Annotated in this window: 10 protein-coding genes and 1 riboswitch; of the genes, 8 read left to right on the top strand and 2 right to left on the bottom strand. The window is 47.5% G+C overall.

Features of this window, described 5'->3' with window-relative positions:
• Positions 1 to 8: 8 nt before the first annotated feature.
• Positions 9 to 1,370, bottom strand: coding sequence for a H2O-forming NADH oxidase (gene nox, locus ACR6HW_RS07890; RefSeq protein ID WP_455730607.1), 1,362 nt, complete (start codon positions 1,368 to 1,370; stop codon positions 9 to 11).
• Positions 1,371 to 1,525: 155 nt separating this feature from the next.
• A riboswitch (SAM riboswitch) is annotated at positions 1,526 to 1,627 on the top strand.
• A gap of 158 nt (positions 1,628 to 1,785) precedes the next feature.
• Between nox and ACR6HW_RS07885 the strand changes: the two genes are divergently transcribed.
• The 5 genes from ACR6HW_RS07885 to ACR6HW_RS07865 are packed head-to-tail and all read left to right on the top strand — an operon-like array spanning position 1,786 to position 8,389.
• Positions 1,786 to 2,553 carry a homoserine O-acetyltransferase/O-succinyltransferase family protein gene (locus ACR6HW_RS07885; RefSeq protein WP_455730606.1) on the top strand — a complete coding sequence of 256 codons (768 nt, stop codon included), beginning with the start codon at positions 1,786 to 1,788 and terminating at the stop codon, positions 2,551 to 2,553.
• The gene (locus ACR6HW_RS07880; protein ID WP_455730605.1) at positions 2,550 to 3,512 is read left to right on the top strand and encodes a homoserine dehydrogenase; all 963 of its coding nucleotides are present in this window, start codon (positions 2,550 to 2,552) and stop codon (positions 3,510 to 3,512) included. The genes ACR6HW_RS07885 and ACR6HW_RS07880 overlap by 4 nt, the downstream gene beginning before the upstream one ends.
• A gap of 13 nt (positions 3,513 to 3,525) precedes the next feature.
• Entirely contained in the window at positions 3,526 to 4,788 is a 1,263-nt protein-coding gene (locus ACR6HW_RS07875; protein WP_455730604.1) for an O-acetylhomoserine aminocarboxypropyltransferase/cysteine synthase family protein, read from the top strand.
• Between the two features lie 56 nt (positions 4,789 to 4,844).
• Positions 4,845 to 7,289, top strand: coding sequence for a response regulator (locus ACR6HW_RS07870; protein ID WP_455730603.1), 2,445 nt, complete (start codon positions 4,845 to 4,847; stop codon positions 7,287 to 7,289).
• Positions 7,289 to 8,389 (top strand): J domain-containing protein, encoded by a 1,101-nt coding sequence (locus tag ACR6HW_RS07865; protein WP_455730602.1) that lies wholly within the window; start codon positions 7,289 to 7,291, stop codon positions 8,387 to 8,389. Before ACR6HW_RS07870 ends, ACR6HW_RS07865 begins: the two co-directional genes overlap by 1 nt.
• On the opposite strand, the gene ACR6HW_RS07860 is transcribed toward ACR6HW_RS07865, so the two are convergent.
• The gene (locus ACR6HW_RS07860; protein WP_455730601.1) at positions 8,369 to 9,250 is read right to left on the bottom strand and encodes a selenium metabolism-associated LysR family transcriptional regulator; all 882 of its coding nucleotides are present in this window, start codon (positions 9,248 to 9,250) and stop codon (positions 8,369 to 8,371) included. The two genes, ACR6HW_RS07865 and ACR6HW_RS07860, sit on opposite strands and share 21 nt — an antisense overlap.
• Before the next feature lie 151 nt (positions 9,251 to 9,401).
• Here ACR6HW_RS07860 and ACR6HW_RS07855 point away from each other — a divergent pair, with 151 nt between their 5' ends.
• From ACR6HW_RS07855 to tnpA, 3 genes are all read left to right on the top strand, one after another.
• A complete protein-coding gene (locus ACR6HW_RS07855) occupies positions 9,402 to 11,327 on the top strand; it encodes a BMP family ABC transporter substrate-binding protein (protein WP_455730600.1) in 1,926 nt (641 codons plus the stop codon).
• A gap of 218 nt (positions 11,328 to 11,545) precedes the next feature.
• On the top strand, positions 11,546 to 11,746 hold the full coding sequence (locus ACR6HW_RS07850) for a cold-shock protein (protein WP_455730599.1): 201 nt from the start codon (positions 11,546 to 11,548) through the stop codon (positions 11,744 to 11,746).
• A 207-nt stretch (positions 11,747 to 11,953) separates the two neighbouring features.
• Positions 11,954 to 12,427 (top strand): IS200/IS605 family transposase, encoded by a 474-nt coding sequence (gene tnpA, locus ACR6HW_RS07845; protein ID WP_455730598.1) that lies wholly within the window; start codon positions 11,954 to 11,956, stop codon positions 12,425 to 12,427.
• The last annotated feature ends 63 nt before the right edge of the window (positions 12,428 to 12,490 follow it).

The following is a 12,490-nucleotide window of genomic DNA, read 5'->3' as shown; positions in this document are numbered from 1 at the left end:
TGTCGTGATTACTCTGCTGAAAGTGCCGCCATGGTGATGTAGTTGTATGGCTTGTTGAAATGCGGCAGGAAGAAGATGTCTGTGAGGGCAATTTTGTCGATGGTCACTTTTTCTTGGATGGCCAAAGAGAAGAAGTGAATGCCCATTGAAATGTCATAAGTTGAAGCGATTTGAGCGCCGATAACGCGTCGATCCGCTTTGTCGTAGACGATGCGAATTTTAACCGTTGGGTTGTCGTGTTCGATAAACTCCGGTTTTTGGAGGTCGTCGTACTCGGTACAAGCGGCGTCGATGCCCAGAGCCTTTGCTTTAGTAAGTGTCAAGCCCGTTGAAACCATTTTGAGGTCGTAGATTGAGATGCCGTTAGAGCCTTGAACACCGGCGGACTCAAGCTCGACGCCTATGGCGTTGTGGGCTGCGACGATTGCCGAGCGGACGGCGTTGGTTGCAAGTGCAATGTAGTTCGTATCTTGAATGGCGTTGTCGTAAACAGTTGCACAGTCGCCGATTGCGTAAACGCCTTCAGCACTTGTCTGTTGTTTTTTGTTGACGAGGTAAGCGCCGTTTTTAAACAACTGAAGGCCTGTGTTGGTGTAGCGAACGCCTTCTTCACCTTTGCCTAAGTCGGTATTCGGTCTAAAGCCGATACAGAGAACGACCATATCCGCTTTGTAAGTGCCTTTATCCGTTACGACGCGCTCTACCTTGCCATCGCCTTCAATACGCTCGACTTTTTCGCCGAAAGCGAGGTTGATGCCGTGGTCCTTAAGGTTGTTTTTCATCAAATCTGTAAACGGTTCGTCGTAGTAGGCGGGGAGACATGTATCGGCAATGTCGATGAGCGTCGTGTTTTTACCATGGCGTTCAAACGCTTCTGCGAGCTCTACGCCAATGTAGCCGGCGCCGACGACGACGACGTCTTGGATGTCTTTGTTTTTAAGTTTGGCGATGACTTCTTCAGCGTGTTGATAGAGTTTGACCATCTGCACGTTTTCGAGGTCTTTGCCCGGAATATTTGGAATAATTGGCAATGAGCCCGTGGCTAAAATGAGCTTATCGTAAGGTTCTTCTTTTTTCTCGCCGTTTTTAAGTGTGGCGTAGACAATTTTCTTATTGAAATCGATGTGTTCAACAGGTGCTTCCATGTGGATTTTAGCGCCCATCCCCTCTAACCCCTCTTTGCTCGCATAGAAAAGGCCTTCAGGTCCTGAGATTTGATCCCCTATCCAGAGCGCCATACCACAGCCTAAGAAACTGATGTTTGAGTTGGCATCGAAAACGACAACTTCGTGTTCATTGGATTTAGATAAAATAGTTCTGGTTGCTGCAGTGCCCGCATGGTTGGCACCGACAATGACGATTTTACTCATAATTGGCCTCCTAAATTTTATAAATGTAATGTATCTAAACTTGTAATCGTTTCATTTGATATTATTTTATCACACTTTTTCAAAAAGTAAATGTTTTTTTGGGGTCGCGTCTTGACAGCTGTAAAAATGTTCTGTATAATCGCTTTAATTTAATAGTTCTATCCAGAGTGGCGGAGGGACTGGCCCTATGAAGCCCGGCAACCTGTTTTAAACAAAGGTGCCAATTCCAGCGAAAGTAAGCTTTCGAAAGATAGAGTGACGCGCAATCAGACACACTGTTTTTCGGCAGTGTGTTTTTTTATATGCCGCACACTCAGCTAGACGGCTTCTATTGCAGACATGAGCAGCCATACGCAAATGCCAACACTTATTGAGGAGATAAACAATGCCCAGTTATAGTTACCCAAGAAAAACAATGACTAAACAAGTTTCAGAGAAAAAACGCCTTAGGCTGGCGGTAATCAATTTGATGCCCAATAAGCGAGAGACAGAGGCGCATTGGCGCACTTTTTTTCTGCACAGTGCCTGTGAAATCCATGTAGAATTTTTCAAAATGGGGTCTCATGTGTCGAAGTCTCAGAGGTCTTTAGACGAAAACCGCGTTTTAACAGCTGAGTTGCTGAAAACTGTGGACGGTATCGTCGTCACCGGCGCACCGGTGGAAAAAATACCGTATGAAGCTGTGGACTACTGGGAAGAGCTCAAGGCAGTGCTCTTAGCGGCGGCGACAGAAGGCGTGCCGACGTTCAGCGTCTGTTGGGGCGCACTGGCGGCAGCTAAAATTTACCACGGTGCGGACAAAACGGTCTTTGAGGCAAAATGCTCAGGTGTTTTTGAAGCGATAGGCGATGGCGAGCGTTATTGGCTACCGCATTCGCGGTATGCCACTTGGCAACTGACGGTACCGGAGGCGGTGTGGGTATTAAAGTACGATGATGAAATCGTCGCCTTTCAAGATGGCGGACATCATCTGTACTGCTTGGGACATCCCGAGTACACTGTCGACGTACTGGAAAAAGAGTACCTGAGAGATCGAATGAAAGGTCTTGACCCTTCTGTGCCCGCCGGGTATGGCATCACCACAGGGGGCGGGCTCAAGACGCTTCACAGGTGGACAGAAACGGCAGAGGTTCTCATCGCTCGCTGGCTGGAGAACATTAAAGAGAGGGAGGCCAAATTATGAAAACTGTTAAAATCGGACTGTTGGGACTGGGCGTCGTCAACAGGGGCTTTTGCGATGTTGTGAAAAGGCGACATTCGGCTCTGTACGCGCAAGGCTACCAAGTGGTCATTAAGGCCGTTTGCGTTAGAGATACCGAGCGCGCCGCAGCCTATTTTGAGGAGCGGAGAATGCAAATGCCGTTGATTACCACAGAGCCTGAACGGCTGTTTGAAGACGCGGAAATCGACATTGTCGTCGAGGCCATTTCAGGGGCGCATCCCGCAGGCCGCTACATTGCCAAGAGTCTGGAAAATGGGAAACATGTGATTACCGCCAACAAAGCCGCATTGGCTGAAAATTATGAAGCCCTGCAGTACTCGGCGGCACACGCCGGAAAAAGGCTCTTATTTGAAGGCGCCGTCTGCGGTGGCGTGCCTGTTGTACAAACATTGGAACGCTTGATGCGTGCAGACGATATCGTCGCCGTCTCGGGGATATTCAATGGCACGAGTAATTTTATTTTGTCGGAGATGGCAAAGCGTGCCATCGATTACGAAACCGCTCTAAAAGAAGCGCAAGAGCTGGGCTATGCAGAAGCCGATCCATCGGCAGATGTAGACGGCATCGACAGCGCCAACAAACTGGCAGTACTCTGCGGTTTGATCTGGGGGAAGTCGGTTGCCCCTCAAACCATCGACCGCGAGGGCATTAGAGGGATTCGCGATGTGACCCCGTATACGAAGTTGGTAGCCACCGCTCGTAGGCGTCCGGACGGGGAACTGGAAACTGCCGTAAAAGTCGTCGAGGTTGCGCCGGAAGGCCCCTTGGCCGATGCTGAGGGGCCTGACAACTACGTGGTCGTCGAAAGCTTACAGCTGGGGCAACTGGGCTTTTCAGGCCCGGGCGCCGGTGGCGAAGCGACAGGGACGGCACTTTACTTGGATTTGTTAAAACTATTGGATGAGAACGCATTTTTATAAAGGAGGACACGGGATGAAATTTGAAACGTTGCAAGTACATGCAGGACAAGAAGTCGATTCGGCGACAGGTGCACGGGCAGTGCCGATTTACCAAACCACATCGTATGTGTTTGACGATGCGCAGCACGCGGCAGATTTGTTTGCCTTAAGTCAACCGGGCAACATTTACACGCGCATTATGAACCCCACCACTGACGTGCTGGAAAAGCGTATAGCGGCGCTGGAAGGCGGTGTCGGTGCGCTGGCAGTTGCATCGGGTTCGGCGGCAGTCACTTACGCCATCCTGAATTTGGCGCAAAGTGGCGATGAAATCGTCGCCGCTGAAACGCTCTACGGCGGCACACATCATCTCTTTGAACACACGTTGCCGACGTTTGGCATCACCACGCGATTTGTAAACCCAGACAGCCCTGAAGCCTTTGAAGCAGCTATTACGCCAAAGACGCGGGCGGTGTTTATAGAGAGCATCGGGAACCCCGGCATCAACCTCATTGACATAGAAGCCGTGGCGGCTGTCGCCCATCGAAACGGCGTCCCTCTCATTGTAGACAACACTTTTGGAACCCCTTACCTCATCAGGCCTTTTGACCACGGTGCCGATATCATCGTACACTCGGCGACGAAGTTTATCGGCGGACATGGGAACAGCATCGGCGGTCTCATCGTCGACGGCGGCAATTTTGAGTGGCTGGGCAATCCGAGATTTCCGGGCTTTAATACACCGGACCCCAGTTACAACGGTCTCGTTTACGCAGAGGCGCTTAAAGAACAGGCTTACATCGTGAAAGCGCGGGTTCAGCTTTTGAGAGACACCGGTGCCTCGCTCAGTCCTTTTAACGCGTTCCTGTTGTTACAGGGGCTTGAGACGCTCTCGCTACGCGTGGAAAGACATGTTGAAAACACGCGAAAAATCGTCGCTTTTTTAAAGGGGCATCCGAAAGTGGCGTGGGTCAATTACCCGGAGCTTGAAGAAAGCCCATACCATACGCTGTATCAACGCTATTTTAAAAAAGGGGTGGGGTCTATCTTTACCTTTGGGCTGAAAGGTGGTGCGGAAGCTTGTCGCCAACTGATTGAGTCGCTGACGCTTTTTTCACTCCTCGCCAACGTGGCCGATGCCAAGTCACTCGTCATTCACCCCTACAGCACCACGCATGCACAGTTGTCCCACGAAGCGCGCGTCAACGCCGGCGCCGGACCGGAACTCATACGGTTGTCAGTGGGGATTGAAAACGCCGAAGATTTGATAGAAGACCTCTCAAAAGCCCTTGCTTAAAAACAGGTGTTTTGGGGTATGTCCTCCATAAGCTAATTGGCTATGGAGGCTTTTTTATGAAACAGACGGCAGAATTTGATTTTATGAACAACATTCCCTTTGGTTTTGCCTATCAGCGCTTGATTCCAGACGGCAAAGGTCACGCGTCGGATTACGAAATCGTGTTTTCCAACGAGTGGTTTCAGACCATTTTTGGTCTGATGTCTTCGTCTTGCACTTATACTGAACTCGAGGCCATGGATAGGCACAAGGCGTTGAAGCCACCGAGCTTTTTCGAAGACGTTGCTTTCTATGGGATTATTAAGGAATACAAGGTGTACGCATCTGAAGTCGACAAATGGTACAGTGTGAAAAACTATTCGCCGAGAGAAGGTTTCTTTATAACGGTAGCCGTCGCTATAGACACGGGGATGGATTCAAAGATACAGGCGCTTTTCGATCAGAACAACGACGGGGTGTTCATCCTCGACCTCGAGGGCAACTATGTAGACGCCAACGTTCGGGCCGCTGAGATTCTAGGCTATTCAATAGAAGAACTCAAAAAACGCACTTATCGCGATATCAGCGCAGAAACCACCTACAGCGAGGCTATCTTTAGACGTGCGCAAAGAGGGGAGAAGATTCTGCCGTACGAAAGACGCTTTATACGCAAAGATGGCGAAATCATTTTTGTAGACATTAACCTTGAAGTGATACGGGATCAGTTTGGCGAGCCCGCTTACATACAGAGTGTGATACGCGATATTTCCGAGCGGAAGCAGACCGAAATGGCGCTGATTACCCTAAACAAGTTGCAGGTTCTAGTTTCGGAAATAGCGAGTTCACTGGTGCAGGTCGATCGTCGGAACTACGATGAGAAGATAGAGTCTATTTTGGATAAGCTGTTAGAGTATTTTGATGTTGAACGCGTGCGCATATTTTTTTTGGATGCGGAAAATACGCGTATCAACAGTGTCTATGGGCGAGCAGCGGAAGGGGGTTTGCCACTTGGCGATACTGCTGAAAGCTTTTCTTTAAAGACGTATAAATGGTGGCACGAGAAAGTACGCATCGGGGAAACTATTTTTCTCGAGTCCGTTGAAGCACTTCCTGAAGAAGCCGCAAATGAAAAAAAGATGTTTGGTGACTTAGGAGTGGCGTCGTTGCTGAGCGTCCCGTTTAAGGAGGTCGAATCGGTTATCGGCTTTATTTTGCTCGAATCGGTTCACTCGAAGAAACACTGGTCGCGTCAAGAAGTCCACTTTATGGAAGTAATCGCGCATATGCTCAACGATGCCCGAAAGAAGTACGACTCTGAGGAGGCCCTGTTGATGGCGAAAGCGTCGGCAGAAGTGGCCAACAGAGCCAAAACTCAGTTTCTGGCGAACATGAGCCATGAGATTCGAACGCCTTTAAACGGCATACTGGGGTTTATCAACTTGATCTCGGAAACGGCTTTGGACGAGATGCAAGCCTTTTACATACAGCATGCAAAAGAGTCCGGCGAATCGTTGCTCGCCATCGTCAACGACATCCTAGACCTTTCTAAAATAGAAGCAGGCAAGCTGTCCATGGAGTCGCTCAAGGTCAATTTAAACGATTTGCTAAGTACGATTATCGAGAACATGAAAGTCTTTGCGAAAAAACGCTCTATTGACATCGAGTTGATTCGCATCGGGAATCTCCCTCAATACATTTGGACGGATCCGGTACGTTTGAAACAGGTGTTGATGAATTTGCTCAACAACGGGATTAAGTTCACTGAAGCCGGACGCGTGGCTTTAACTGTAAAGTTTAAGGCGCTCGATAGTTTTAAAGGAAAGCTGTACTTTTACGTTGAAGATACCGGTATCGGCATTAATGAAGAAAAGCGTTCGCTTATTTTTAAGGCGTTTTCACAGGGCGATTTGTCGACGACGCGAAAGTATGGCGGCACGGGACTGGGGCTGACCATCTCTTCAAAACTCGTAACACAGATGGGGGGATGCCTAAAGTTTGAAAGTATCGTCGACAAAGGGACGACATTTTACTTTGATATAGAAGTTCCATTTATGGTTATAGATGCCGGATTTGAGGAAGCGTTTGTCTCTACAGATGTGCTTGAAACAGGCCAACTCCCGACGTATGCACGCGTCCTCGTAGTAGAAGATTTAGAAGTCAATGTCCTCTTACTGGTTAAAATGCTCGAGAAGATTTCTGAGGACCTCCAAATTGTCACAGCGCCGTCGGGCGAAGAGGCCGTTAAGTACGCCAATGAGACCGCTTTTGACCTCATATTGATGGATGTTCAAATGCCCGGTATGGATGGTCTTGAAGCGACGCGGCGCATCCGAAAAATCGATCAAGTCAACCACAGACACACGCCGATTGTCGCGTTGACAGCCGGTGCATTAGAAGAAGAAAAACAAAAGTGTTTTCAGGCGGGAATGGATGATTTTATCAGCAAGCCCATTCACCAACAAGTCCTGAAACAGATTGTCGCACAGTACCTTTTTAAAAAACAAGGCAGGGGTGTCAATTGATGAAAGACTACTATGAAATCCTACAAGTTCATCCTAAGGCCGAGCCCGAAGTCATTGAGGGCGCCTATAAAAAACTGGCGCAGAAGTACCATCCCGATAAGATTGAAAGCGGTGCTTCTGACGAAAAGATGAAGGCGCTTAATGAAGCCTATACCGTTTTAAAAAGCCCTGAATCACGCGGCCAGTACGACGTACAACGGCAGTCTCATGTCCCTCAGAGAAAAACGTCTTCACCTATTCGCCAAGGGGATGATATTTTTCAGGCGACGCAATTGATGCGGTTGTATTTGTCGCATATTCGTAAGAGAAAATACAAAGACGCCTATGACCTTCTCAGTGTTACCGATCGTCAAATGGTGACATTTGAAGCCTTTAATCGATGGCAGGAGGCGGTGGCGGGTGTGTATACGCTCGAAAAGTTCCATTTTAAGCCGGAAGGCGTTGAATCCAACGTGTTTCTCGGTTCACGCCGCTATAAGTCCATCGTGCGGATGACGGTGATGACAGAGGCTTACAACGGCATTATGGATACGATAGAATGCGATCGGATCGCAAAAGTCTTAGTGAAAGAGAAGCGACAGTGGCGCGTGTACATGGGGGGCGATGCAACAGAGGCACTCTCGAAGCGGTATGAAGTTTTATCTGCACTAAAAACCATCAAGCGCGAAGTGACAGAGGCCGTGGTATATGAAAAAGAAGTGCTGCCGGAAGCGCTGTTTATGTATACGCTCAAAATGGAAGCGCTGCGCTGCGAGCGGTACCGTCGAACATTTAGCGTTCTCTGTATTAGGCTGGAAGCATGTGACGCCATGGCAATGCGCGCTGTGACGGCAGAAGTGAAAGATGTGTTGAGACGCTTGGATGCCATCGGCACTGACGGCGGCGACACGCTGATGATCCTCTTACCTGAAACCGGGCGTTACGGTGCGCTGAAAGTGGGGGAGAAAATTAAAAATCGCCTAGAGGGCATCGGCAACACATCGCGCGGTGCGCTGTGGCTGGAAGCCTTTCAAGGCGATTCTCAAGAAGTGATTCGGCGACTGAACGGCGTTAAAAAGCAACCGTTGAAGCAACGGGGGCTACAACTTTGCCGTTTGTGACAAGTGGTGCTTAAATGCAGTGTCTAGTGGACTCAGTGTTCGGTTTTTTTGCGTGATGACATAGAACGCTCTCTCGATGTCGTATTTGGCGTGTGCGCATTTGACCTTGTTGAGTTTTAGAGCGTCGCCGATGGCGTGTTCAGAAACCCAAGCGATGCCGAGGCCCTGTTCCACAGCGGTTAATGTCGAACGCGTGCTGCCTAGAACCGTGTAGTCGAAGTCGTTTTCCAGTGAAAAGCCGCTTTCTTCCATATGTTTGACCACGACTTCACGCGTTCCCGATCCTTCTTCTCTCAAGATATGCGGGTATTGGTTCAAAGGGGTGTAGGCGTCAAAAGCTGTGCTGGAAGAGCAGATGAGTTTGAGCTTTTCTTCCACAAAGGGCACGGCTTCTATGTTGACTTCTCTCGGCATAAAGCCGATGACCCCCAGCGACACCTCGCCGTTTTGAACCTTTTCAAGAACACACTTGGAATCGCAGATGGTGAGGTAGAGCTTCACGTCGCTGTTCTTCTTTTTGAAGTCGTACATGTATTTCGGCAAAAGGTACTCGCCCGGGATCGTGCTGGCGGCAATTCTAATTTTGCCTGTACTGGTAGATTTATACTGCGCCATGGTGTCGGCGAGCACTTTGTACTGATTTAAGATAATTTTGCTGTTCTTGTAAAGAATGTCCCCTGCGGCAGTGAGGATAACCCCTCTTTCGCCGCGTTCAATTAAAACCACCGCCAGCTCTTTTTCCATCGCTTTTATTTGAGAGCTGATAGCGGGTTGTGTAATGTAGAGTTTCTTGGCGGCCTTTGAAAAACTGCCTTCTTCCACAATGGTTGCAAAAGCTAATAATTGCTTGTAATTAAACATATTTTCACCTCGACGCTATACAAATTTCACCTCTATTCTAACATAAAAAACATAAATGAAATTATAAAATAAATTTATTAATCGTTTTGGTTGTTAAAATAACAGGTTGTCGGGTATAAAACACATGATTTATTAATTAAAGGAGGTTGCTATGAGCTGGAATGCGGCAATGCAAGAGTATTATTACGATGCACGACAACGCGCACGGCGCAATTACAGTGCACGAAAGGCCAAGGGACTTTCAGGCCACTTAGCGTCTATAGATGGCGTATTAAAAGATGTCGAAATCGTATCGACGGTGGATATGGGCGTTTTGGAAATCCCACTGCACAAAATTATAGGCACGTATTATCAGGCGCGTCGAACGGTGTTCTCAAAAGATTTTTTACCACTAGAACCGCTGGAGTCCGTGTTTGCTCAAAAGTGGCTGTCGCTGTGCCATAAGCACCTTAACGAAGGCATAAAAAAGCCGATTAAAGTCTATGAGTACTTGAATTATTACTATGTAATGGACGGCAACAAAGCTATGAGTGTACTCAAGTACTTTGATGCGATGAAGGTGGACGCAGAAGTGATTCGGTTGGTGCCGAAGTACGATGAAAACGACGCGGACATCAAGCTTTACTACGCGTTTATGACATTTTTTGAAGAGACGCATATCGTCGATATCTGGTTGTCTAAGCGCGCCGGGTTTAAAAGTTTGCTCAAGTACCTGGGGACTTATGAACCCGAAGCGAGTTACTACGATACGAAGTACGAACACTTTGTTAAATATGTTTACAGACCTTTCAGAAGGATTTATTTAGAGGGCGGTGGCGACCGGTTGACGCAGATAACCACTGGAGACGCTTTCTTGCTCTACGCGCGGCTGTACGGGATACCGCAGGGGCTGGATGAGGCGCATTTGAAAGACGTGTTGCCTAGATTGCTCGACGAGCTGTCCCACGATAGAGAGCGCGAAGAAGTTGAAGTGATAGAAGACGATGAAGAGATGACGCACAAGTCGTTTTTCAGCCTGTTGACGTCGGGGTTCGGCGGCAAGAAGTTGAAAGTGGGCTTTGTATACGCACGCGATGTGGCTTCTTCCGGGTGGACGTATTCACACGACCTCGGCCGCAAGTACATTGAGCAGCAGTTTAAAGAGTATGTGACCACAGGGTATATCGATCAAGTGCCTGAAGATCAGAGTGCATATGGCGTCATCAAGAAGTTTACCGAAGAGGGGGGCTATGACGTCGTATTTACCACAAGTGAAGTTTTTAGACGTGCCACGGCAAGTTGTGCTGTGGACATGCCGGGGGTTAAATTTTTCAACTGCTCGGGCAATCGACCGTATGTCCATATGAACAACTATTTCGGAAAGACCTACGAACCGAGATTTTTAACGGGGATGATTGCAGGGGCTATGACGTCGACTGACCTCATCGGTTACACCGCAACGGATCCAAATCCGGAGGTCATCAGCTGTATCAATGCGTTTACGCTAGGCGCCCGGTTTGTCAACCCTAAGGCCGAAGTCGTCGTCCGATGGACAGGCGAGTGGAACAATCCAAAAGTGACCACGGATTTAAGCGCGGAGCTGATAGAGCTCGGTGCCGATATCATCAGCAACAAGACGCTAAAAGTACCGCGAGACGTGACTTGGGACTACGGCGTATACGCGATGCTTTGCGATATTGACGGCGAAACTCGGGAGCCAAAACACTATTTAGCGTCGCCCATTTGGCGGTGGGGCGCATTTTACGAAAAAATCATCTCGGGAATACTCAACGGCACCTATAGCCGATTGATGAGCCAAAAAGAATCGTCCAAGCGATTGGTGAACTTTTGGTGGGGCATGGAGACCGGCGTTTTAGACCTCTATTATTCAAAAGCGCATTTGCCGGCTGAAACAGCGAGACTGGTAGAGTTTATGAAGCACATGATTAAAACAGACCAGTTCCACCCGTTTTACGGTGTGCTCGAGGACTCGGAAGGGCGCCTTAGAGGGCAAGAGGGAGAAGCACTCTCCATTGAAGACATCTTAAAGTTCGATTGGTTTGTTAAAGGTGTTAGATTTAGCAGTCAGACCCCTTAATAATGTACGAAGTTTAAAACTTATCGAAATTGTTGAAAAGTCAAAAAAATAGATTTGACACAGTTTAATTGGTGTGTTAGAATAAATTAAAGCTTAAATAAGAATTACTAGGTTTTGCATAGTGTTTGAATGGTGATCATCGTCATAGTATCATCCTAATAAAATGTGCTAAAGATCTGAATTCGTGGTTTAAGGAAAAAATTAGGAGGTACTATAATATGAATGGTACAGTAAAATGGTTTAATGCAGACAAAGGCTTTGGTTTCATCACTGGAGAAGACGGAAAAGACGTTTTCGCACACTTCTCTCAAATCAACTCTGACGGTTTCAGAACTTTAGAAGAAGGCCAAAGCGTAACTTTCGAAGTTGCTCAAGGTCCTAAAGGTCCTCAAGCTGAGAACATCACAGTAGTTGGCTAGTATTAGACGACAGACCCTCCACTTCGGTGGAGGGTTTTTTATGTTGTACACTTTAGTGTGTTTTGAATCACGAAGTGTTCAAAACAAATAAACCACTCGCTATGCGAGTGGAGGAATTGGCTTTAGCTTCAAGAAAAAAGAACCTCCGTTTTAGTATACTAGTGTTGGTTTGCCGACCGCACTAGCTAAAAAGGAGGAACGTCCCGTATGGACAATCAGAGTTTAACACACACAAGATGGAACTGCAAATACCACATAGTGTTTGCACCGAAGTATAGAAGACAAGTGATTTACGGAAAATTGAAGACTGATGTTGGGAAAACATTAAGAGATTTATGTGATCGAAAAGGGATAGAAATAGTTGAAGCCGAACTATGTTCAGATCATGTGCATATGCTGATAAGAATTCCACCTAAGTACAGCGTATCTCAAATAATGGGTTATCTAAAAGGAAAAAGTAGTCTAATTATATTTAATAGACATGCAAATCTAAAGTATAAGTATGGAAACAGACATTTCTGGTGCCGAGGATATTATGTCGACACAGTGGGAAAGAATGCAAAGAAGATTCAGGAATACATTAGAAATCAGATAGAAGAAGATAAGATAGCTGATCAGATCAGTCTGAAAGAGTACATTGACCCGTTTACGGGTAAGCAGGAGATTAAAAACAAAAAATAAACCGCTTTAGCGGTAGTTGAGAAAGTTAGTGCGCAAGGCGGACTATTCATGCACTTCCGAGTG

This window comes from Fusibacter sp. JL298sf-3 (genome assembly GCF_053842995.1).
This window is presented reverse-complemented; position numbering and strand designations above follow the sequence as displayed.

Coding starts and splice junctions, on each gene's coding strand:
- nox (WP_455730607.1), bottom strand. CDS start 1,370: ATGAGTAAAATCGTCATTGTCGGTGCCAACCATGCGGGCACTGCAGCA.
- ACR6HW_RS07885 (WP_455730606.1), top strand. CDS start 1,786: ATGACTAAACAAGTTTCAGAGAAAAAACGCCTTAGGCTGGCGGTAATC.
- ACR6HW_RS07880 (WP_455730605.1), top strand. CDS start 2,550: ATGAAAACTGTTAAAATCGGACTGTTGGGACTGGGCGTCGTCAACAGG.
- ACR6HW_RS07875 (WP_455730604.1), top strand. CDS start 3,526: ATGAAATTTGAAACGTTGCAAGTACATGCAGGACAAGAAGTCGATTCG.
- ACR6HW_RS07870 (WP_455730603.1), top strand. CDS start 4,845: ATGAAACAGACGGCAGAATTTGATTTTATGAACAACATTCCCTTTGGT.
- ACR6HW_RS07865 (WP_455730602.1), top strand. CDS start 7,289: ATGAAAGACTACTATGAAATCCTACAAGTTCATCCTAAGGCCGAGCCC.
- ACR6HW_RS07860 (WP_455730601.1), bottom strand. CDS start 9,250: ATGTTTAATTACAAGCAATTATTAGCTTTTGCAACCATTGTGGAAGAA.
- ACR6HW_RS07855 (WP_455730600.1), top strand. CDS start 9,402: ATGAGCTGGAATGCGGCAATGCAAGAGTATTATTACGATGCACGACAA.
- ACR6HW_RS07850 (WP_455730599.1), top strand. CDS start 11,546: ATGAATGGTACAGTAAAATGGTTTAATGCAGACAAAGGCTTTGGTTTC.
- tnpA (WP_455730598.1), top strand. CDS start 11,954: ATGGACAATCAGAGTTTAACACACACAAGATGGAACTGCAAATACCAC.